The 20661-nt window shown below is 70.8% G+C and carries 17 protein-coding genes and 1 tRNA gene; 6 read left to right on the top strand and 12 right to left on the bottom strand.

Annotation, left to right across the window (positions count from 1 at the left end):
* Positions 1 to 138: 138 nt before the first annotated feature.
* Genes ACFWIA_RS13095 through dnaK form a run of 4 tightly spaced genes read right to left on the bottom strand, consistent with a single transcriptional unit; the run spans position 139 to position 4429 of the window.
* Entirely contained in the window at positions 139 to 588 is a 450-nt protein-coding gene (locus ACFWIA_RS13095; RefSeq protein WP_387003556.1) for a heat shock protein transcriptional repressor HspR, read from the bottom strand.
* 14 nt (positions 589 to 602) lie between these two features.
* Positions 603 to 1796 carry a molecular chaperone DnaJ gene (dnaJ, locus tag ACFWIA_RS13090; RefSeq protein ID WP_387003322.1) on the bottom strand — a complete coding sequence of 398 codons (1194 nt, stop codon included), beginning with the start codon at positions 1794 to 1796 and terminating at the stop codon, positions 603 to 605.
* Between the two features lie 33 nt (positions 1797 to 1829).
* On the bottom strand, positions 1830 to 2576 hold the full coding sequence (gene grpE / locus ACFWIA_RS13085) for a nucleotide exchange factor GrpE (RefSeq protein ID WP_387003319.1): 747 nt from the start codon (positions 2574 to 2576) through the stop codon (positions 1830 to 1832).
* Positions 2573 to 4429, bottom strand: a complete 1857-nt coding sequence (gene dnaK, locus ACFWIA_RS13080; protein WP_387003316.1) for a molecular chaperone DnaK — start codon at positions 4427 to 4429, stop codon at positions 2573 to 2575. Before dnaK ends, grpE begins: the two co-directional genes overlap by 4 nt.
* Before the next feature lie 317 nt (positions 4430 to 4746).
* Between dnaK and hrpA the strand changes: the two genes are divergently transcribed.
* The 3 genes from hrpA (at position 4747) to ACFWIA_RS13065 (ending at position 9351) form a co-directional block, all read left to right on the top strand.
* Positions 4747 to 8754: an ATP-dependent RNA helicase HrpA gene (gene hrpA, locus ACFWIA_RS13075; RefSeq protein ID WP_387003313.1), complete on the top strand. Its 4008-nt coding sequence runs from the start codon at positions 4747 to 4749 to the stop codon at positions 8752 to 8754.
* Between the two features lie 170 nt (positions 8755 to 8924).
* Positions 8925 to 8999: transfer RNA gene (locus tag ACFWIA_RS13070), tRNA-Asp, on the top strand.
* 163 nt (positions 9000 to 9162) lie between these two features.
* The gene (locus tag ACFWIA_RS13065; protein ID WP_387003310.1) at positions 9163 to 9351 is read left to right on the top strand and encodes a DUF6274 family protein; all 189 of its coding nucleotides are present in this window, start codon (positions 9163 to 9165) and stop codon (positions 9349 to 9351) included.
* A gap of 833 nt (positions 9352 to 10184) precedes the next feature.
* On the opposite strand, the gene bldC is transcribed toward ACFWIA_RS13065, so the two are convergent.
* Complete coding sequence (bldC, locus tag ACFWIA_RS13060; RefSeq protein ID WP_003949541.1) at positions 10185 to 10391, bottom strand: developmental transcriptional regulator BldC; 207 nt, start codon at positions 10389 to 10391, stop codon at positions 10185 to 10187.
* 828 nt (positions 10392 to 11219) lie between these two features.
* Positions 11220 to 12116, bottom strand: coding sequence for a hypothetical protein (locus ACFWIA_RS13055; RefSeq protein ID WP_387003307.1), 897 nt, complete (start codon positions 12114 to 12116; stop codon positions 11220 to 11222).
* Positions 12117 to 12260: 144 nt separating this feature from the next.
* On the opposite strand from ACFWIA_RS13055, the gene ACFWIA_RS13050 reads away from it, so the two are divergent.
* The 3 genes from ACFWIA_RS13050 to ACFWIA_RS13040 all read left to right on the top strand — a co-directional run bounded on the left by ACFWIA_RS13050 (position 12261) and on the right by ACFWIA_RS13040 (position 14320).
* Positions 12261 to 13349 (top strand): Leu/Phe/Val dehydrogenase, encoded by a 1089-nt coding sequence (locus ACFWIA_RS13050; RefSeq protein ID WP_387003305.1) that lies wholly within the window; start codon positions 12261 to 12263, stop codon positions 13347 to 13349.
* A gap of 378 nt (positions 13350 to 13727) precedes the next feature.
* Positions 13728 to 13988, top strand: coding sequence for a DUF3073 domain-containing protein (locus ACFWIA_RS13045; RefSeq protein WP_385484818.1), 261 nt, complete (start codon positions 13728 to 13730; stop codon positions 13986 to 13988).
* Positions 13989 to 14179: 191 nt separating this feature from the next.
* Complete coding sequence (locus ACFWIA_RS13040) at positions 14180 to 14320, top strand: hypothetical protein (protein ID WP_387003302.1); 141 nt, start codon at positions 14180 to 14182, stop codon at positions 14318 to 14320.
* Positions 14321 to 14342: 22 nt separating this feature from the next.
* Here ACFWIA_RS13040 and purM read toward each other — a convergent pair whose 3' ends face one another.
* The 6 genes from purM to ACFWIA_RS13010 form a co-directional block, all read right to left on the bottom strand.
* Positions 14343 to 15419 (bottom strand): phosphoribosylformylglycinamidine cyclo-ligase, encoded by a 1077-nt coding sequence (gene purM, locus ACFWIA_RS13035; protein WP_387003299.1) that lies wholly within the window; start codon positions 15417 to 15419, stop codon positions 14343 to 14345.
* Between the two features lie 52 nt (positions 15420 to 15471).
* Entirely contained in the window at positions 15472 to 16998 is a 1527-nt protein-coding gene (purF, locus tag ACFWIA_RS13030) for an amidophosphoribosyltransferase (protein ID WP_387003296.1), read from the bottom strand.
* Between the two features lie 66 nt (positions 16999 to 17064).
* Entirely contained in the window at positions 17065 to 18000 is a 936-nt protein-coding gene (locus tag ACFWIA_RS13025; protein WP_387003293.1) for an META domain-containing protein, read from the bottom strand.
* 109 nt (positions 18001 to 18109) lie between these two features.
* The gene (locus tag ACFWIA_RS13020) at positions 18110 to 18616 is read right to left on the bottom strand and encodes a DUF3515 family protein (protein WP_387003290.1); all 507 of its coding nucleotides are present in this window, start codon (positions 18614 to 18616) and stop codon (positions 18110 to 18112) included.
* Positions 18617 to 18707: 91 nt separating this feature from the next.
* Positions 18708 to 19499, bottom strand: a complete 792-nt coding sequence (locus ACFWIA_RS13015; protein WP_387003287.1) for a sterol carrier family protein — start codon at positions 19497 to 19499, stop codon at positions 18708 to 18710.
* Between the two features lie 165 nt (positions 19500 to 19664).
* On the bottom strand, positions 19665 to 20633 hold the full coding sequence (locus tag ACFWIA_RS13010; RefSeq protein ID WP_387003285.1) for a M23 family metallopeptidase: 969 nt from the start codon (positions 20631 to 20633) through the stop codon (positions 19665 to 19667).
* Positions 20634 to 20661: the final 28 nt, after the last annotated feature.

The following is a 20661-nucleotide window of genomic DNA, read 5'->3' as shown; positions in this document are numbered from 1 at the left end:
AACCGGGTCGCCTTCTTTTTTTTTTTATACTCCATTGTTCCCGGGGGGGGGCCCCGGCCGCCCCCCCGCCCCCCGGCGGGGGGGCCGTATGGTTCGCCTCCCGCCCCCTCGGCCGCGTGCGTGCACGGAACGGGACGCTCAGTCCTGCCGCTTGGGACGCCACACGACCAGCGCACTGGTCTGCTGGACCTCCTGGTAGGGCACGAGGTCACGCCGGTACGAGGCGTGGACGGCCGCCTCCCGCTGCTGGATGGCCGCCGCGGCGCCCTCCACCGCGTCCTGGAGTTCCGCGACCCGCGCCGTGAGCGCGGCCACCTGGCCCTCCAGTTCGATGATCCGCTTGATCCCGGCGAGGTTGACGCCCTCGGTCTGCGACAACTGCTGCACCTGACGAAGCAGTTCGATGTCCCTGGCCGAATAACGACGGCCCCGACCGGCGGTCCGGTCCGGTGAGACCAGCCCGAGCCGGTCGTACTGCCTCAGGGTCTGCGGGTGCAGCCCGCTGAGCTGGGCCGCCACCGAGATCACGTACACCGGCGTCTCGTCGGTCAGCTGGTAGGGGTTGCGGCGCCGACCGCCCGTGCCCATCCCGTCCATGGCGTTCATGCTCCCTTCGCGGCCTCGAACAGCTCCGCCCGCGGATCGACGTCCGCAGTGGCCTCCCGGTACGCCTCCAGGGCGTCCCGGGCCTTGCCGGTCACGTCCTTGGGCACCGCGACCTCCACCGTCACCAGCAGATCGCCGCGGGTGCCGTCCTTGCGGACCGCGCCCTTGCCCCGGGCCCGCATCGTACGGCCGTGGGGAACGCCCGGCGGCAATTTCAGCGTCACCGCGGGACCGCCCAGCGTCGGCACCTTCACCTCGCCGCCGAGGGCCGCCTCGGCGAAGCTGACGGGCACCGTGACGGTGAGGTTGTCGCCCTTGCGGCCGAACACGGGGTGCGTGCCGACGTGCACGACGACGTACAGGTCACCGGCCGGGCCGCCGCGTTCGCCCGGGGCGCCCTTGCCGCGCAGCCGGATGCGCTGCCCGTCCGAGACGCCCGCGGGGATGCGGACCTGCATGGTCCGCGAGGACTTGGCCCGCCCGGACCCCTTGCAGATCTCGCAGGGGGTCTCCGCGATCAGTCCGCGGCCCTTGCAGTCCACGCACGGATCGGTGAGCGAGAAGCCGCCCCCGCCGCCCCGGGACACCTGCCCGGTGCCGACGCAGGTCGGGCACACCCGCGGGGTGCCGTTCTTGTCGCCGGTGCCCGAACACGCCTTGCAGGGCGCCTGCGAGGACATCCGCAGCGGAACCGTCGCACCGTCCACCGCCTCGGTGAAGCTCAGCGTGACCTCGGACTCGATGTCCTGGCCGCGCCGCGGCTGCACCCGGCTCCCGGTGGTGGCGCCGCCCCGGTTGAACAACCCGCCGAAGACGTCACCGATGCCGCCGCCGAAACCGCCGGCCGCCGTACCGCCGCCGGGGCCGCCACCGCCGCCGCCGAAGAGGTCGCCCAGGTCGAAGTTGAACGAGCCGCCGCCGCCCGCCCCGGGGCCGGGGCGGAAGCCACCGTTCCCGAAGAGGGTGCGCGCCTCGTCGTACTCCTTGCGCTTCTTCGGGTCACCGAGGACGTCGTTCGCCTCGGAGATCTCCTTGAAGCGCTCCTCCGCCTTGGCGTTGCCCTTGTTGGCGTCCGGGTGGAACTCGCGGGCGAGCTTCCGGTACGCCTTCTTGATCTCGGCCTCGGTGGCGTCCTTCGGGACGCCGAGGACCTTGTAGTAGTCCTTCTCGATGAAGTCCTTGGTACTCATCCTCGACGTCCCTCCTCTCCGTGCGTGACGCGGTCAGCCCTCGTCCGGGGCACCGCTGTCCTTGCCCTCGGCGCCCTCGGCACCCGGGGAGCCCTCGGCCCCCTTGGCACCTTCGGCGCCCTTGCCCGCCGCGGACGGGGCGGACTCGGACTCGCCGTCCGCCTTCGCGGGCTGCGCCCCCGGCTGCGGCTCGGCCACCGCCACCCGCGCGGGGCGGATGGTGCGCTCGCCGATCCGATACCCCGGCTGGAGGATCGCCACGCAGGTCGTCTCCGTGACGTCCGGCGCGTAGCTGTGCATCAGGGCCTCGTGGATCGTCGGGTCGAAGGGCTCGCCCTCCTTGCCGAACTGCTGGAGGCCCATCTTCGCGGCCACCGTCTCCAGCGATTCGGCCACCGACTTGAACCCGCCCACCAGCTCGCCGTGGTCACGGGCCCGGCCGATGTCGTCGAGGACGGGCAGGAGCTCGGCCAGCAGGTTCGCCACGGCGACCTCCTTGACCGCGATCCGGTCGCGCTCGACCCGACGACGGTAGTTCTGGTACTCGGCCTGGAGCCGCTGGAGGTCCGCGGTGCGCTCGCCGAGCGCGGTGCGCACCTGGTCCAGTTCGGCGGTCAGGCCGACGTTCTGTGCCTCTGCGTCCCCGGCCCGGCCCGCCGGGCCCTCCTTCGCGGAGGGCTCGGCGGGGGCGGCGGCGTCGGCTGCGCTCTCGGAGGCGGCGCCGTGGGAGACGTCAGCGGGCTCGTCGTGCTCGTCGAAGCCCGGGGTCTCCTCGGTCACGCCGCACCGTCCTTGCGGTCCTCGTCGACGATCTCGGCGTCGACGACGTCGTCGTCAGCCTTCGCACCCGCACCGGCACCGGCGGCGCCTTCGGCACCCTCGGCACCGCCCGCGGCGCCCTGGGCGTCCGCGTAGAGGGCCTGGCCCAGCTTCTGGGAGACGGCGGCGACCTTCTCGGTGGAGGTGCGGATCGCGGCCGCGTCCTCGCCCTTGAGGGCCACCTTGAGCTCGACGACGGCTTCCTCGACCTCGGTCTTCACGTCAACGGGGACCTTGTCCTCGTTGTCCTTGAGGAACTTCTCCGTCTGGTAGACGAGCTGCTCGCCCTGGTTGCGGCTCTCGGCGGCCTCGCGGCGGGCGTGGTCCTCGTCCGCGTACTTCTCGGCCTCTTCGCGCATCCGGTTGACCTCGTCCTTCGGCAGCGAGGAGCCACCGGTGACGGTCATCTTCTGCTCCTTGCCCGTGCCCAGGTCCTTCGCGGTCACGTGCATGATGCCGTTGGCGTCGATGTCGAAGGAGACCTCGATCTGCGGGACGCCGCGCGGGGCGGGCGGCAGACCGGTCAGCTCGAACATCCCGAGCTTCTTGTTGTACGCGGCGATCTCGCGCTCACCCTGGTAGACCTGGATCTGCACGGACGGCTGGTTGTCCTCGGCCGTCGTGAAGATCTCCGACCGCTTGGTCGGGATCGTGGTGTTGCGGTCGATCAGCTTGGTCATGATGCCGCCCTTGGTCTCGATGCCGAGGGACAGCGGGGTGACGTCGAGGAGCAGGACGTCCTTGACCTCGCCCTTGAGGACACCGGCCTGGAGCGAGGCGCCGATCGCGACGACCTCGTCCGGGTTGACGCCCTTGTTGGCGTCCTTGCCGCCGGTCAGCTCGCGCACCAGCTCCGCGACGGCGGGCATCCGGGTGGAACCGCCGACCAGGACCACGTGGTCGATCTCGGACAGGGCGATGCCCGCGTCCTTGATGACGTTGTGGAACGGGGTCTTGCAGCGCTCCAGCAGGTCCGCGGTCAGCTGCTGGAACTGGGCGCGGGTGAGCTTCTCGTCCAGGTGCAGCGGGCCCTCGGCGGAGGCCGTGATGTAGGGCAGGTTGATCGAGGTCTCGGTGGACGAGGACAGCTCGATCTTGGCCTTCTCGGCGGCCTCGCGCAGGCGCTGGACCGCCATCTTGTCCTTGCCGAGGTCCACGCCGTGACCGTTGTTGAACTGCTTGACCAGGTAGTCCACGACCCGCTGGTCCCAGTCGTCACCACCGAGGTGGTTGTCACCGTTGGTGGCCTTCACCTCGACCACGCCGTCGCCGATGTCCAGCAGCGAGACGTCGAAGGTGCCGCCGCCGAGGTCGAAGACGAGGATCGTCTGGTCGTCCTTGTCGAGGCCGTACGCGAGGGCGGCGGCCGTCGGCTCGTTGACGATGCGCAGGACGTTGAGGCCCGCGATCTCACCGGCCTCCTTGGTGGCCTGGCGCTCCGAGTCGTTGAAGTACGCGGGGACGGTGATGACCGCGTCGGTGACCTTCTCGCCGAGGTAGGACTCCGCGTCCCGCTTCAGCTTCTGCAGGATGAACGCGGAGATCTGCTGCGGGTTGAACGCCTTCTCGTCGATGTCGACGCGCCAGTCGGTGCCCATGTGGCGCTTCACGGACCGGATGGTCCGGTCGACGTTGGTGACGGCCTGGCGCTTGGCCACCTCGCCGACGAGCACCTCGCCGTTCTTGGCGAAGGCGACGACGGACGGCGTGGTCCTGGCGCCCTCTGCGTTGGTGATGACGGTGGGCTCGCCGCCCTCCAGAACGCTGACGACGGAGTTAGTCGTGCCCAGGTCGATGCCGACCGCACGTGCCATTTCGGTTCCTCCAGAGAACTTGCATCGGACTGACTGCGCTCCGCCCGGGTTCGACGAAGAGCGAACCTGAGCGGGACAGGCTCAAGGATGCACGAAGCCCTCGGCTCGGTCAACAGACCTGAGTGGAGACCGCTCAACTTTTATCTTCCGCTTACTTCAACCACCCCTCTGACCTGCACTTCCTTCAAGGCCGCGGACACCGCATGACACGCGGGAAGCCTTCGAGGGGCCTTCGAGGGGCGCAGGGAGAGCCGCCGGGAACCTCCGGAGAAAAGGGTTCGTCGGTGTTGCGGGCGAGGTGAGATCCTGGGGGGCGTATGTCTACGCAGCCCGCTCCCGCCCACGGCGCCCGAGACGACCTCGGCCGACGTCTCGCCGAGCTCCCCCTGAAGGACGCCCACCGCCTGGGCCGCCGGCTCGACGGCGCCCGACGCATCCGCGCGCCCGAAGCCCGCCGGACGGTCCTCGCCGAGATCACCACGGAGGTCGAACGGGCCGAGGCGCGCATCGCGGCCCGCGCCGCCCGCGTCCCGGCGGTCACGTACCCGCCGGAACTACCGGTCAGCCAGAAGAAGGACGAGATCCTCGCCGCGGTCCGCGACCACCAGGTGGTGATCGTCGCGGGCGAGACGGGCTCCGGCAAGACCACCCAGATCCCCAAGATCTGTCTGGAACTGGGCCGCGGCGTGAAGGGCATGATCGGCCACACCCAGCCCCGCCGCATCGCCGCCCGCACCGTCGCCGAACGCGTCGCGGAGGAACTGCGCACCCCGCTCGGCGAGGCGGTCGGCTGGAAGGTCCGCTTCACCGACCAGGTCGGCCAGGACACCTTCGTCAAACTGATGACCGACGGCATCCTGCTCGCGGAGGTCCAGACCGACCGCGACCTGCGCGCCTACGACACGATCATCATCGACGAGGCCCACGAGCGGTCCCTCAACATCGACTTCCTGCTCGGCTACCTGGCCCAGCTGCTCCCCCGCCGCCCCGACCTCAAGGTGATCATCACCTCGGCCACCATCGACCCGCAGCGCTTCTCCCGCCACTTCGGCGACGCCCCGATCGTGGAGGTCAGCGGCCGTACGTACCCCGTGGAGGTGCGCTACCGGCCGCTGCTGGAGGACGACGCCGAGGAGGCGGACGGGGGCGACCGCGACCAGATCACCGCCATCTGCGACGCCGTCACCGAACTCCAGGGCGAGGGCCCCGGCGACGTCCTGGTGTTCCTCTCCGGCGAACGGGAGATCCGGGACACCGCCGACGCCCTGAACAAGATGTTCGCCCGCTCCCCGGCCGTGCTCCGGCAGAACACCGAGGTGCTGCCGCTGTACGCCCGGCTGTCGCACGCCGAACAGCACCGGGTCTTCCAACCCCACGCGGGCCGCCGGGTCGTCCTCGCCACCAACGTCGCCGAGACCTCACTGACCGTCCCCGGCATCAAGTACGTCATCGACCCGGGCACCGCGCGCATCTCCCGCTACAGCCACCGCACCAAGGTCCAGCGCCTCCCGATCGAGCCCGTCAGCCAGGCCAGCGCCAACCAGCGCAAGGGCCGCTGCGGACGCACCTCGGACGGCATCTGCATCCGGCTGTACTCGGAGGACGACTTCGACGCGCGGCCCGAGTTCACCGACGCCGAGATCCTGCGCACCAACCTCGCCTCCGTCATCCTCCAGATGACCTCGGCCGGGCTGGGCGAGATCGAGAAGTTCCCGTTCATCGACCCGCCGGACCACCGCAACATCCGCGACGGCGTCCAACTCCTGACGGAACTCGGCGCCCTCGACCCGGCGGAGAAGGACCAGCGCAAACGTCTCACCCCGCTCGGCCGGAAACTGGCGCAGCTCCCCGTCGACCCGCGCCTGGCCCGCATGGTCATCGAGGCCGACCGCAACGGCTGCGTCCGCGAGGTCATGGTCATCGCCGCCGCCCTGTCCATCCAGGACCCCCGCGAACGCCCCGTCGACAAGCAGACCCAGGCCGACCAGCAGCACGCCCGGTTCAAGGACGAGACCAGCGACTTCCTCGCCCTGCTCAACCTGTGGCGGTACGTCCGCGAGCAGCAGAAGGAACGCGGCTCGTCCTCGTTCCGCCGCATGTGCAAGCAGGAGTACCTCAACTTCCTGCGCATCCGCGAGTGGCAGGACATCTACGCGCAACTGCGGTCGGTCACCAAGACCATGGGCGTCGTCGTCAACGACACCGACGCCTCCGACCAGGCCGTCCACACGTCCCTGCTCGCGGGACTGCTCTCGCACATCGGGCTCAAGGACACCGAGAAGAACGAGTACCTGGGCGCCCGCGGCGCCAAGTTCGCGATCTTCCCCGGCTCCGCGCTGTTCAAGAAGCAGCCCAAGGTCGTCATGTCGGCCGAACTGGTGGAGACCTCCCGGCTGTGGGCCCGGGTCAACGCCAAGATCGAACCCGACTGGATCGAACCCCTCGCCGAGCACCTGCTCAAGCGCACGTACAGCGAACCGCACTGGGAGAAGGACCAGGCCGCGGTGATGGCGTACGAGCGGGTCACCCTCTACGGGGTGCCGGTCGTCGCCCACCGGAAGGTCAACTACGGCCGGATCGACCCGGAGACCTCCCGCGACCTGTTCATCCGCAACGCCCTGGTCGAGGGCGACTGGCGCACGCACCACAAGTTCTTCGCGGACAACCGCCGGCTGCTCACCGAGGTCGAGGAGCTGGAGCACCGGGCGCGCCGCCGCGACATCCTCGTGGACGACGAGACGCTGTTCGACTTCTACGACCAGCGGGTGCCCCCGCACGTGGTGTCCGGGGCGCACTTCGACTCCTGGTGGAAGCGCAAGCGCCAGGAGGAGCCGGACCTGCTCGACTTCGAGCGGGAGATGCTGATCCGGGAGTCCGCCCAGGCCATCACCAAGGCCGACTACCCGGACTCCTGGACCCAGGGCCGGCTGAAGTTCCGGGTGACGTACCAGTTCGAGCCGGGCGCGGACGCCGACGGCGTCACCGTCCACATCCCGGTGCAGGTGCTCAACCAGGTCACCGACGAGGGCTTCGACTGGCAGATCCCGGGGCTGCGCGAGCAGGTCGTGACGGAGCTGATCCGCACCCTGCCCAAGCCGGTGCGTCGGCACTACGTGCCCGCACCGGACTTCGCCGGACGGTTCCTGGCCCGGGCGACCCCGCTCCAGGAGCCCCTGGAGGTGACGCTCGCCCGGGAGCTGCACGCCATGGTGCGGGTGCCCGTCTCCCCGGACGACTTCGACTGGTCGAAGGTCCCCGACCACCTGCGCATCACGTTCCGGATCGTCGACGAGCGCCGCCGCAAGGTCGCCCCGGACGCCGAGGACAAGGACCTGGAGGCGCTGCGGCAGCGGCTGCGGCCCAAGGCCCGCCAGGCGCTGTCCAAGGCCGCCGCGGCCAGCGCCGAGCGCTCCGGCCAGGGCGCCATCGAACGCTCCGGGCTGACCGACTGGACGATCGGCTCGCTGCCCCGGGTCTTCGAGGCCAAACGCGCCGGCCAGCCCGTCAAGGCGTACCCGGCCCTCGTCGACGACTCCGCCGACGCCCCTGCCGGGGGCGGCGCCGACACGGTGTCCGTGCGGCTCTTCGACTCCGAGGCGGAACAGGCCGAGGCGATGCGGCGGGGCATCCGGCGGCTCATCGTGCGGAACATCCCGGTGAATCCGGCCAAGTTCGCCCTCGACAAGCTCGGCAACGCCCAGAAGCTCGCCCTGTCCGCCAATCCGCACGGTTCGATGCAGGCCCTCTTCGAGGACTGCGCCACGGCCGCCGCGGACCGGCTGATCGCCGACTTCGGCGGGCCCGCCTGGGACGAGGAGTCCTACCGGAAGCTCTACGAACGGGTGCGGGCCGACATCGTCGACCTGACGGTGCGCACGGTGGACCAGGTGCGCCAGGTCCTCGCCGCCTGGCAGGCCGCCGAACGACGGCTGCGGGCCACCACCAGCCCCGCGCTGCTCGCCAACACCACGGACGTGCGGGAGCAGCTCGCCGCGCTGGTGAAGCCCGGTTTCGTCACCGAGACGGGCATCGGACGGCTGCCGGACCTGATGCGCTACCTGGTGGCCGTCGACCGGCGGCTCCAGCAGATGCCGGCCAACGTCCAGCGGGACACCACCCGCATGGAGAAGGTGCACGACATGCGCGACGAGTACGGGTGGCTGCTGGAGCAGTTGCCCCGGGGGCGTCCGGTGCCGCAGCCGGTGCGGGACATCCGGTGGATGATCGAGGAGCTGCGGGTCAGCTACTTCGCGCACTCGCTGGGGACCGCCTACCCGGTTTCGGACAAACGGATCGTGAAGGCGATCGACGCGGCGGTGCCCTGAGCGGATGCGGAGGCCGGTGCGGGGGGTGCGACGGGTGCGGGGAGGGTGCGGTGACGCACGCCGAACGGCCGGTAACGACCCCCGCACCCTGAGTGAGTTCGACCGCACGGCCGGCCCTGCTGTACAGTCCTGTTTCGCAGCGCAACGCAGTACCAAGCGCCGCGAAACCTGGTCCTGTGGAGCAGTTTGGAGTGCTCGCCACCCTGTCAAGGTGGAGGCCGCGGGTTCAAATCCCGTCAGGACCGCGCAACGGCCCACATCCCCTGCGGATGTGGGCCATTCTGCTGTTCCGCCCGCCCCGCACGGCCCCGCCCGGAGCACGGTTCCGCCGCGCCGGGTTGACGACGGGCTCCCGGATGGGTACCTCCTCATCAAAGGACTCCCCCGCGGGGCACCGGAGGTGGGCGCATGGCACCTGTCGCTCGACACGAAACACGGGCGCTGCTGCGCGCCCATCTGTCGGCGGCCTCCCGCTACCGCCACCGGGTCCGGCACTGCCCGGTGTGCACCGCACTCCAGAAGCTGGCCATGGAGCCCTCTACACACCCCATGGAGCCGAGGGAAGACCCCGAGCAGGAGATTCCCCCGAACGAATGACGTGTACGAGGTCACCGGCCGCCACGGGGGCAGCAGGCAGAAGCATGGGCGGGAGCGGCGGACCGGAGGCGTTCCACGGAGCCGGTGCACTACCGCAGTTGCCCGTCGGGCAACAACCGACCGCGCATGTGACGGGTGTCACCGTAAGAGTTTCGAGAACCCCCGGGCTTACCCCTGTCCTACAAACGGTCAATTTAATATGTGCAATTGCACCGGCATCCGGGACAGTTCACGGAACATCCGGCACCACCCCCGCAAGCCCCGCAGAGTCCGACAAGCGGACCGCCGCACCGGCCCCCCGCCCCCGTTCACAGGCCGCTCGAACGCCACCCGGAGGCCGTTCGAAGGGCGTTCGGGCTCCCCGCTGCCGGCAGGGCGGCGCGGCGGAGCCCTGAGGGCCCGTCAGGGACCCGTACGGGGCGTGCGGGCCGGGAAGAGGCCCCGACCCGCCCCTCAGCCCCCACGAAGGGCCGTGAGGGCGCCTGGGCGGCTCCGAACGGTCGGCCGGCGCCACCCGAAGCGGCGGGGGCGCCACCAGGGCGCTCACCAGGGGGTGTTGGCGGCCCGGGAAGGGCAGCCGAGCGGGCCGGCGGCCCCGGCGCACCCCGCGTCACCACGGAATCCGCACAACGGGAGCCGGGGAATCCGCACAAAGAAAAATCGCGCTGGACCCGGCGGAGTCCAGCGCGATCGACGTCACGGCCTCGACGTACTGCTCACTCGTCCCGGCACGGTCCTGTTGGGGCAGGACCGACGTCATGTGTAGCTGTGCTGTGCTGCGGGCGTGCGCACCGGGTGGGGGACCCGGTGAATCGGCCCGGTCGTGCGGTTGTTCAGGCTTCGCTGCGCTGCTGGGGAATGCCCGCCAGTAGCGCGCGTACCTCGGCTTCGCGGTAGCGGCGGTGTCCGCCGAGCGTGCGGATCGACGTGAGCTTGCCAGCCTTGGCCCAGCGCGTGACCGTCTTCGGGTCGACGCGGAACATCGTGGCGACCTCAGCCGGGGTCAGCAGCGGCTCGGCATCAGGGGTGCGAGCTGTCATGAGCGGCCTCCTCGGGAGAACCGAACCTTCTCGGTTCTTTCCTCTAAATTCTGCACCTTGACACGCGTTGCCCGAAATGGCGGACGCGGGTCGAGTCGGTTATAGGACGAACGGCTTGTCCTCGGCACTACAACTACACCATCTGTCCAGCCGCGTCGGCCAAACCGATGGAATTGCCCTCCCAGGTGTTCATCACCGACGGATGCCGATGGACCGCCCCATAGCGGACAGTCACACCCCCGTGACAATCTGTCACAGAGTGAGCAGAGGTCAACAGACCCCCCATAGCGTGCAATGCGGAGCATTCTGCCCAGACTCGGATGGAAGGAGCCCTCCCCGGACTCCTTGTCCTATTTTGGCACGAGGACGGGTGATGGGCGCAAGGCCCGGGATAGTGCGGTCCGTCACGCTTGACGCAAAAGACCGGATCAGGACCTACGTCCCGACCCGCCTTTACCTCCGGCCCCGCGCGCTCCCCCGACCACCGGACCCGGCCGCCGCACACGACCACCGATCGCCACGAACGGCCACCGACCCGAGCGACCCGCACCGCCCGGCCCGCACCGCCGACGACGCACACCGCCTGCCCGCCCGCCGAGCACCAGGCGCCACGCGCACCGGAACCCACACGTCCCGGCGACGGAATCCGCAGCTCCCCACCCCGCACCGACCCGCGCACCGGGCCGGCACCGCCCCCACCATGCCAGGAAACAGCTTGTCAGGACACCGCGGCCGGTTCCCGCACCCCCCGCGCGCACACGACCGAATCCGTGGCCCCGGCACGGACCGACCGACCCGTACGGATTCCCCCGAGCAACGCCGCCCCGCTCAACTCGCCGACTGCCGGTCCCGCACCACCCGCCACCGCGCGGCCAGCCGCCCGTACGCCTCCCCGGCCCCGTCCCCGTCCCCCCGGCGCAGCGCCTCGATGCCCTCCGCCACGTCCGCCGCCGAACGATCGGCCGCCAGATGGGCGGCCGGCAGCGCGTGCACCAGCCCCCCGTAGTCGAGTTCGACCAACGACCGCGGATGGAACTCCTCCAGCCACGCCCCCACGTCCACCAGCGCGTCGATCTGCGGCCCCTCACCCAACGCCGCCCGCAACGCCTTCAAGCCACGCGCCACCCGCCGCCGCGCCTGCACCATCTGCGTCCGGTAGCGCAACACCGGCGCACCCCCGGCAAGCCCGGCAAGCTCCGCCGGCTCCGAGGGGTCCACCGACTCCGCCGGCTCCGCCCCCTGGTGCTCCCGCTCCTCGTCGGCCACCAGCACGAACCAGGCCAACGGCACCTGCCAGGTCGCGGTACGGATCCACGGACGCGCATCGGGATTGCGGGCCCGCCACCGCTCGTAGTCGTCGGCGCTCTCCTTGCGGACGACGGGCGGCAGCACCGCGTCGAGCACCGCCGGCGGCAACCGCCCCCCGGACGCCAACGCGTCGAGCGCCTGCCAGCCCCGCAACCGGGTCCGCCACGGACACACGCACAGCACCCCGTCGACCTCGGCCACGAACGCGTCATCACTCTCGTGGACCGGCACCGCGACCGGCGGAGTGGGCAACAGGTCCGCCAGGGAACGCCGCAGCTCGTCCTGGTACGACGGCCGGTCGACCCGCCGGGCATAGCGCGCCCAATGGCTGCGCTCCGGTTCCGGGAAGGCCGCGAGCGGTTCGTACACCCGCAGATAGGACGCGTACGGCACGATCACCGAGGACACCTTGGGCACCCCTGCTCCCTCCCCCGCGGACCGACGCGGAAACCTACCGCGAACCGGCCACCGTGACACCGAGGCCCTACGCTCGTCCCACCCGGCCCACCACCCCAACGGGTCCGGGCCACCACCGCCGCTACGCACCCGGGAGTCACCACCGTGACCGAAGCATCCGACGGCGTCCTGCGCACCCTGTTCCACTCGGACCAGGGGGGCCACGAACAAGTAGTGCTCTGCCAGGACCGGGCCAGCGGCCTCAAGGCCGTGATCGCCCTCCACTCCACCGCCCTGGGCCCCGCCCTCGGCGGCACCCGCTTCTACCCGTACGCCGACGAGGCCGAAGCCGTCACCGACGCGCTGAACCTCGCCCGCGGAATGTCGTACAAGAACGCCATGGCCGGACTCGACCACGGCGGCGGCAAAGCCGTCATCATCGGCGACCCCGAGCAGATCAAGACCGAAGCGCTGCTCCTCGCCTACGGCCGGTTCGTCGACTCCCTCGGCGGTCGCTACGTGACCGCCTGCGACGTCGGCACCTACGTCGCCGACATGGACGTGGTGGCCCGCACCTGCCGCTGGACCACCGGCCGCTCCCCCGAGAACGGCGGCGCCGGCGACTCCTCGGTACTCACCGCGTACGGCGTCTTCCAGGGGATGCGGGCCAGCGCCCAACACCGCTGGGGCGCCCCCTCGCTGCGCGGCCGGAAGGTCGGCGTCGCCGGGGTGGGCAAGGTCGGCCACCACCTGGTCCAGCACCTGCTCGACGACGGCGCCGAGGTCGTGGTCACCGACGTCCGCGAGGAGTCCGTGCGCCGGATCACCCGCCTGCACCCCGGGGTCCGGGTCGTCGCCGACACCGACGCCCTGATCCGGGTCGACGGACTCGACGTGTACGCGCCCTGCGCACTCGGCGGAGCACTGGACGACGACACCGTGCCCGTCCTCACCGCCGGCGTGGTGTGCGGCGCCGCCAACAACCAGCTCGCCCACCCCGGCGTCGAGAAGGACCTCGCGGACCGCGGCGTCCTCTACGCCCCCGACTACGTGGTCAACGCGGGCGGCGTGATCCAGGTCGCCGACGAACTCCACGGATTCGACTTCGAGCGGGCCCGGGCCAAGGCGTCGAAGATCTTCGACACCACGCTCGACATATTCGCACGTGCGAACAGTGACGGCATCCCGCCGGCCGCAGCGGCCGACCGGATCGCCGAACAGAGAATGGCCGAAGCGCGCTGCACGGACGGCTGATCCACCCCACCCGCAACGGGGCGCGCCCGACGCTCCCGGGCCCCGACACCACCCGGCCGCAACCCGGGCGTGTCGGGGCCCGGCACGGCCCCGGGACACCGCGCGGGAGGGGCCGTGGGACGGCTGAGACATGAGACTCACAGCCCGTCGGCGGGTCGCCTGCCAAGAAGAGGTTAAAATCGCGGTTGACCAGCGAGGACGGGGCGCCTCGCGGGTCCAGCGCACACGCGCGTCCTGCGGGCGACGTACCGGATGGCCGCAGGAGCAGGTACCGTGGAAGCCCTACGGACCGGTCTCTCCACGGAGAGTCCGTTCCAGATCATGAACGCGTGTCAAGACTCTGGGGCCGTCGAGCCCCGTCACCGAGGGGGTCGAGCCATGGGGCGCGGCCGGGCCAAGGCCAAGCAGACAAAGGTCGCCCGCCAGCTGAAGTACAACAGCGGCGGAACGGACCTGTCACGTCTGGCCAACGAGCTGGGCGCATCGACTTCGAGCCAGCCGCCGAACGGCGAGCCGATCGAGGACGACGAGGACAACGACCCGTACGCACGGTACGCGGATCTCTACAACGTCGATGACGACGAGGACGAGGGCGACGAGCCCGGTTCCCCGTCGCAGTCGCACCGTCGCGGCGCTTGACGCCACGGCCGCGCACGTTCTCCTCAGCAGCCTGTAGTCCACAGCAGTCGGCACCGCCGTCGACCGGCACGCCCGCGCGAGCGGTCACTCCGGTCGGGGCACCGCCGACCCGTCGCACCAACCCCGGTCCGGGCCAGCAACACCGGACCGGGTTTCGTGCTGCTCCCGCACACTGAGCCGCACCCGCGCTGATGCCGTCCGTGCTGCTGGTGCTGCTGGTGCTGTCCACGCTGACGGTGCTGCTCGGGTTCGAGCTCGGGCTGCTGGTGCTGCCGGTGACCGCCGCGGAAGCCGCCGCGGTCACCGTCGCCAAGAAGATCATCGGATCGTGAGGGTCCGTGGGTCCGGGAGGACCTACTTCGCGTAGTCCCCGACCAGCGCCGCGCCCGTGGTGTGCGCACCGCGCTCGGTGATCTCGCCCGCCTCCCAGGCGTCCACGCCCCGGTCCGCCAACAGCGTCAGCGCGACCTCCACCGACTCGGCGGGCACCACCGCCATCATGCCGACCCCCATGTTCAGGGTCTTCTCCAGCTCCAGACGCTCCACCTGCCCCGCCGAGCCCACCAGGTCGAACACCGCGCCCGGCGCCCAGGTGGCACGGTCCACGACGGCGTGCAGCCCGTCCGGGACGACCCGCGCCAGGTTCGCCGCGAGCCCGCCCCCGGTGATGTGGCTGAAGGCGTGCACCTCCGCGGTGCGGGCCAGCGCCAGACAGTCCAACGAGTAGATCCGGGTCGGCACCAGCAGCTCCTCGCCGAGGGTCCGCCCCAACTCCTCCACGTGCTGCTCCAACGCGAACCCGGCCCGGTCGAACAGGACGTGCCGGACCAGCGAGTACCCGTTGGAGTGAAGGCCCGAGGAGGCCATCGCGATCACCGCGTCACCCGTGCGAATGCGATCGGGACCGAGCAGCTGATCGGCCTCCACCACGCCCGTACCGGCACCGGCCACGTCGAAGTCGTCCGGGCCGAGGAGCCCCGGGTGCTCGGCCGTCTCGCCGCCGACCAGGGCACACCCCGCGAGGACACAGCCCTCGGCGATGCCCTTCACGATCGCCGCGACCCGATCCGGGTGGACCTTGCCGACGCAGATGTAGTCGGTCATGAACAGCGGCTCCGCGCCGCACACCGCGATGTCGTCCATGACCATCGCGACCAGGTCATGGCCGATCGTGTCGTAGACGCCCAACCGACGGGCGATGTCGACCTTGGTGCCGACGCCGTCGGTCGCCGAGGCCAGCAGGGGACGCTCGTAGCGCTTCAGGGCGGAGGCGTCGAAGAGCCCGGCGAAACCGCCGAGACCGCCGACGACCTCGGGGCGCTTCGTCTTGCGCACCCACTCCTTCATCAGCTCCACCGCGCGGTCGCCCGCCTCGATGTCGACACCCGCGCTCGCGTAACTCGCGCCGGAACCGGAAACGGGGGTGCTCACAGGGGATTCACCAGACATGCGTGCGGAACCTTCGTGTGGGTTCTTCGGGGGATCACGGGCGACGGAGCGCGTCGACCGCGGCGGTGGCCGCGGGACCCGCCGCCAGCTCGGTCTCCAGCAGCTGCTTGCCGAGCAGCTCCGGGTCGGGCAGCTCCATCGGGTACTCACCGTCGAAGCAGGCCCGGCAGAGGTTGGGCTTGTCGATGGTGGTGGCCTCGATCATGCCTTCGAGGGAGATGTACGACAGGGAGTCGGCGCTCAGCGACTTGCCGATCTCCTCGACGGTCATGCCGTTGGCGATGAGTTCGGCACGGGTCGCGAAGTCGATGCCGAAGAAGCAGGGCCACTTCACGGGCGGCGAGGAGATCCTGATGTGCACCTCGGCGGCGCCCGCCTCGCGCAACATCTTCACCAGGGCGCGCTGGGTGTTGCCCCGCACGATCGAGTCGTCCACGACGACCAGCCGCTTGCCCCTGATGACTTCCTTCAACGGGTTCAGCTTCAGCCGGATGCCCAACTGGCGGATCGTCTGCGAGGGCTGGATGAACGTCCGACCCACGTACGCGTTCTTCACCAGACCGGCGCCGAACGGGATGCCGGACTCCTCCGCGTACCCGATCGCGGCCGGGGTCCCGGACTCCGGAGTCGCTATCACCAGGTCCGCCTCGGCGGGCGCCTCCCGCGCGAGACGACGCCCCATCTCCACCCGGGAGAGGTAGACGTTGCGCCCGGCGATGTCCGTGTCCGGACGGGCCAGGTACACGTACTCGAAGACGCACCCCTTGGGCTTCGCTTTCGCGAATCGCGAGGTGCGGAGGCCGTTCTCGTCGATGGCGACGAACTCGCCGGGCTCTATCTCCCGGACGTACGTCGCCCCGCAGATGTCGAGGGCGGCGGACTCGGAGGCGACGACCCAGCCGCGCTCCAGCCGACCCAGCACCAGGGGCCGGATGCCCTGCGGGTCACGCGCGGCGTACAGGGTGTTCTCGTCCATGAAGACGAGCGAGAAGGCGCCCTTCACCTCGGGCAGCACCTTCGCGGCGGAACCCTCGATCGTCAGCGGCTTCCCGTCGTCGTCGACCTGCCCCGCGAGCAGGGCCGTGACGAGGTCGGTGTCGTTGGTGGCGGCGACCTGAGGGACGCGGCCCTCCCGCTTGGGCATCTCGGCGACCATCTCGGCGAGCTGGGCGGTGTTCACCAGATTGCCGTTGTGGGCGAGTGCCAAGGAGCCGTTCGGAGTGGCGCGGAAAGTCGGCTGGGCGTTCTCCCAGACCGATGCGCCGGTGGTCGAATAGCGTGCGTGTCCCACAGCGATGTGGCCCTGGAGGGCGCTGAGGGACCTCTCGTCGAAGACCTGGGAGACCAGGCCCATGTCCTTGAAGACGAGGATCTGGGAGCCGTTGCTGACCGCGATCCCCGCGGATTCCTGGCCCCGATGCTGGAGGGCGTAGAGCCCGAAGTACGTGAGCTTTGCGACCTCTTCGCCCGGAGCCCAGACACCGAAGACGCCACAAGCGTCCTGGGGGCCTTTCTCACCGGGGAGCAGATCGTGATTGAGTCGACCGTCACCACGTGGCACGGCACCGAGTGTAGGCGAGATCGACCACTGGTCCGAATTGGGGACGCCATCCGTAAGACGAATCACTTACCGGCCGGTTCGGCCGGAAGCCCCGCCCGTGGGCGGGGCGGCGGGTGCCGCAGTGGCCGCTGCACCCCTCCCATCAGGGGCGATGAGCCTCAGGGAGTTCCCGTTCACCTCGTAACCGACCTCCGTACCGCCGAAGAGCCGGGAGAGCGCCCGCTCCGTCCGCATCGCCCGGTCGTCACACAACATGCGGGTCATCGCCGGATCGGAGAGGGTGAGCGTTCCCTCGTCCCCGATCTTCACCTTGGCCGAGAAACGATTGCAACCGAGGGCGCCGCTGACCTCGCCGCCCTTCCCGAACGTCAGGTGCGCCGCGGGCGCCGCGCCCCCGGGGACCGAAACGCTGCTCCCGCCCTCGACCAGGGCGTTCACCACCCACTTCGTCCCGGTCAGCGGAACGTCCCGCGGGGCCTTCCCCGCGGCCAGGTCCACGTGGTCGCCCTTCGCGGTCGTCAGGGTGAGCGCGTCGCCCTCGCGCGCGAACTCCAGCGCACCGGCGCGGAGCGTGGCGGCGAGGCGGTCCTCGAAGGCGGACACCGCCGGATCGCACCCCACGGTGGTGGACTCCCACTCACGGAAGGTGACGTTCCGCCCGGTGAGGGTGACGTCCGCGTCGAAGGTGTTGCAGCCGTAGCTGCCGCTGGCGCGGGACTTCCCGTCGAACGTCAGGTGCGCGTCCGTCGACGGCCGGTACTCACGGCCGTCCGCGGTCAGGCTCCTGACGGTCCAGCGGGTGCCGGACAGTTGGGCCGTCCCTTCGGTGGCGTCCGCGCGGTCGGCGCCCTTCGCACGGCCCGCGCTCCCGGCACCGCCGTCACCGTCACCGTCACCGTCGCCGTCGCCGTCGCCGGAGTTCACCTGGTTGCCGCAGGCCGTGCTGGCGACTGCCAGGAGACAAGCCACTGCGGTCGCGGTCAGGGGGGTGCGCCGTCGCATGTCCATGCCGATGTGACGGGACGGCGCCCGTCACGGTTCCCGTAGCGGATTCCGTCGCGGATTCCGTCGCGGTTCGGTCGCGGATTCCGGAACGCCCGAGGGGGTCGGGTCAGACGTCGTCCAACCCGATGCACTTGCTTTCGCGGGGCAGGCCCCTGACCGTGTCGGCCAGATCGGTCAGGGCCGCGGCGGCTTCCTCCCGCGTCCCCTCGTGAACGAACTCCACCGCGGGGGAACGCCCGTAGGTGGTCAGCACGCTGACCCCGTCGCGATCCAGCCGCGCCTCGTCCAGGACCCAGTCGACGCCGTTGACCGACACGCACAGGTCCGGGGTCGGCGGCAGTTCCTCCACCCCGCACCGCAGCACGGAACCGCCCCATCCCCAGGCGACGGTCCCCTCGTTGAACGTCCACTTCCGGGGTTGCCCCGCCAGGGAGTCGGGGGTCCGGTCGACGACCCCGCCGCACCGTTCGTCCGAGGCGTGCGGTGCCGGGGACACCCAGCGGACCTGGTACGCGCCGAACCCGGCGACCAGGACCACCACGGAGGCGCAGATTCCCCACACCGTGCGGCGCGAGACCCTGCGGTCGGTCGGCTTGTTCGGCACGTCCTGCATGGGTCGCCCTCCTGGCGTCCGGGTGTGAGTGCGGATGTGATCCGGGGTGCGGGGTCGGGTCCGGGGTGCGGTGGGGCGCGCCCTCGGTGCCTCAGCCCAGCAGGGGCAGCAACTCCGTGAGGTCCGCGCGCTCCCCGCTGGCGGAAACCTTGGCCGCACCGAGTTCCGCCGCCCAGTCGGTGCGCCCCGTGGCCAACCGGAGCCAGGTCAGCGGATCGGTCTCCACGACGTTCGGCGGGGTGCCCCGGGTGTGCCGCGGCCCCTCGACGCACTGGACCACCGCGTACGGCGGGACGCGTACCTCCACCGCCCCGCCCGGTGCCTTCAGCGCGAGCACGTCGGCGAGGAAACGGGTGGTGATCGCGAGGGCCTTGCCGTCCATCGGGACGGCGGGCCCGATCGCGTCGTTGAGGTCGTCGGTGTGGACGACCAGCTCGACCACCCGGGTCACCAGGAAGTCGGGCAGCCGCATCGCGCCGAACCGGGTCGGGACGATCCGCTCGTCGGGAACCCCGGCCAACGCCTCCTCGACCCGGTCGGCCGCCCGGGCGAACAGCTCCTCGGCGTCCGCTTCGGCAGCAGTGCTGCGGGCCGAGGTGTCGACGGCGCCGGCCACCGTGGACGTGGCCGCGGGGTACGCGTCGAGTGTGAGTTCCTGCCGCGCGGGCTCGGGCAGCTCCAGGTTCCGTGCGACGGACCCCAGGACGAGCGAGAGGTGCGCGACGAGTTCCCGTACCGTCCACGCCCCGAGCCGGGTCGGTTCGGCTAGCTGCTCCGGCGTGAGCTCCCCGACTGCCGCACGGACGTGACGGTACTGCGTGAGCACGGCGGCGCGGGTCCGGGCCGGATCGAAGGAACGAACACGTTTGCTGGCTGGCGGCATGCATCGAGCCTATCCACCGGGGCTGTTGCGCTGAGTGGGGGACCGGGGGGCCGGGTGGGGGGCCTGGCGATACTTGGGGGCCTCCCCCCCTCCCCTCCCCCCACCCCTCCCTCGTCCCCCAACCTCACCCAACCCCACCCCACCCCACCCGACCCCTCCGCGCGCCTACCCTGTCGCAGCCCTCGTCTCCACCGTGGTCTTCGCCCCCGCCGCAGCGTCCACCGTGAACGTCTCGCCGTTCGCCGGGAGTCCCACGCCCCGCCAGCGGAACGGGACGCCCCTGGCCGCGTCCAGCTCGGGCGAGTCCATCAGCTGGAAGTGGACGTGCGGTTCCGTCGAGTTGCCGGAGTTGCCGCAGGCGGCGAGGACCTGACCCACCCGGACGCGATCGCCCGGACGCACCTTCAGCGAGCCCCGGCGCAGATGGCAGTACATCGCGTAGGTGTCGTCGCCGAGATCGAGGATGACGTAGTTGCCGGTGACCCGAGTGGGGCCCACCATCGCGCGGGTCATGCCCTCGACCAGCATCAGGTACGCCAGCATCGGTAGCGAGGTACGACTCAGGTGGTCCCGTTGGGTGTCGGAGGCGCGGACCACCGTGCCGTCGGCCACCGCCAGGAGCGGGGCGCCGTAGGCCGGGAAGGCGTCCGGGCGACGGACCAGCGGCCAGAGCCAGTTGAAGGCCGGGCGCGGCCCCTCGGCCGGGTCGCCGGTCGGGACTCCAGTGCGGTCGGCGGGCCGATCGCCGGGCGGATCGTCGGGTATGCGGTCCGGCTGCGGCTCGGCGACCACGTCTATGGCGTACGTCTGTCCGTAGCCGTGGGTGCCGTGGCTGGGGACCTTGTCCGCGGGGCTGTTCAACGCGGTCCAGCGGCCGGTGACCGGTGGCGCCACCTCGACCGGCTCTCTCGCCGGTTGTCCCTTCCTGGCGGGGCGGACCAGCCAGGCGACCAGGAGCAGGAACAGCATGGTCACGCCCAGCAGCGGCCAGAGCAGCGGGAACGGGGGCTCGTCCAGCGGGTCGAACACGAAGCTCCCGATGATCAGGGCGCCCAACGCCAGTCCTGTCAGCCGGTAGCTGACGGACAGGTAGGTGACTGCTCTGCGGCGGGTCGGGTGGGTGTGGCTCGGCATCGTCTCTCCCCGGGAGGTGGGCTGTCGG

It is taken from the genome of Streptomyces sp. NPDC127068, assembly GCF_042724695.1.
In the GTDB taxonomy this organism is placed as follows: Bacteria; Actinomycetota; Actinomycetes; order Streptomycetales; family Streptomycetaceae; genus Streptomyces.
Note: the sequence above shows the minus strand (reverse complement) of the source record. Positions and strands in the feature narration are given on the sequence as shown.

Bases quoted from the DNA above. Each gene is read 5' to 3' on its own strand.
- ACFWIA_RS13040 (WP_387003302.1), top strand. From the start codon at position 14,180: ATGCCGTCCGTGCTGCTGGTGCTGCTGGTGCTGTCCACGCTGACGGTG.
- ACFWIA_RS13015 (WP_387003287.1), bottom strand. From the start codon at position 19,499: ATGCCGCCAGCCAGCAAACGTGTTCGTTCCTTCGATCCGGCCCGGACC.
- ACFWIA_RS13010 (WP_387003285.1), bottom strand. From the start codon at position 20,633: ATGCCGAGCCACACCCACCCGACCCGCCGCAGAGCAGTCACCTACCTG.
- hrpA (WP_387003313.1), top strand. From the start codon at position 4,747: ATGTCTACGCAGCCCGCTCCCGCCCACGGCGCCCGAGACGACCTCGGC.
- dnaJ (WP_387003322.1), bottom strand. From the start codon at position 1,796: ATGAGTACCAAGGACTTCATCGAGAAGGACTACTACAAGGTCCTCGGC.
- ACFWIA_RS13025 (WP_387003293.1), bottom strand. From the start codon at position 18,000: ATGCGACGGCGCACCCCCCTGACCGCGACCGCAGTGGCTTGTCTCCTG.
- dnaK (WP_387003316.1), bottom strand. From the start codon at position 4,429: ATGGCACGTGCGGTCGGCATCGACCTGGGCACGACTAACTCCGTCGTC.
- ACFWIA_RS13045 (WP_385484818.1), top strand. From the start codon at position 13,728: ATGGGGCGCGGCCGGGCCAAGGCCAAGCAGACAAAGGTCGCCCGCCAG.
- bldC (WP_003949541.1), bottom strand. From the start codon at position 10,391: ATGACAGCTCGCACCCCTGATGCCGAGCCGCTGCTGACCCCGGCTGAG.
- ACFWIA_RS13095 (WP_387003556.1), bottom strand. From the start codon at position 588: ATGGGCACGGGCGGTCGGCGCCGCAACCCCTACCAGCTGACCGACGAG.
- ACFWIA_RS13065 (WP_387003310.1), top strand. From the start codon at position 9,163: ATGGCACCTGTCGCTCGACACGAAACACGGGCGCTGCTGCGCGCCCAT.
- ACFWIA_RS13020 (WP_387003290.1), bottom strand. From the start codon at position 18,616: ATGCAGGACGTGCCGAACAAGCCGACCGACCGCAGGGTCTCGCGCCGC.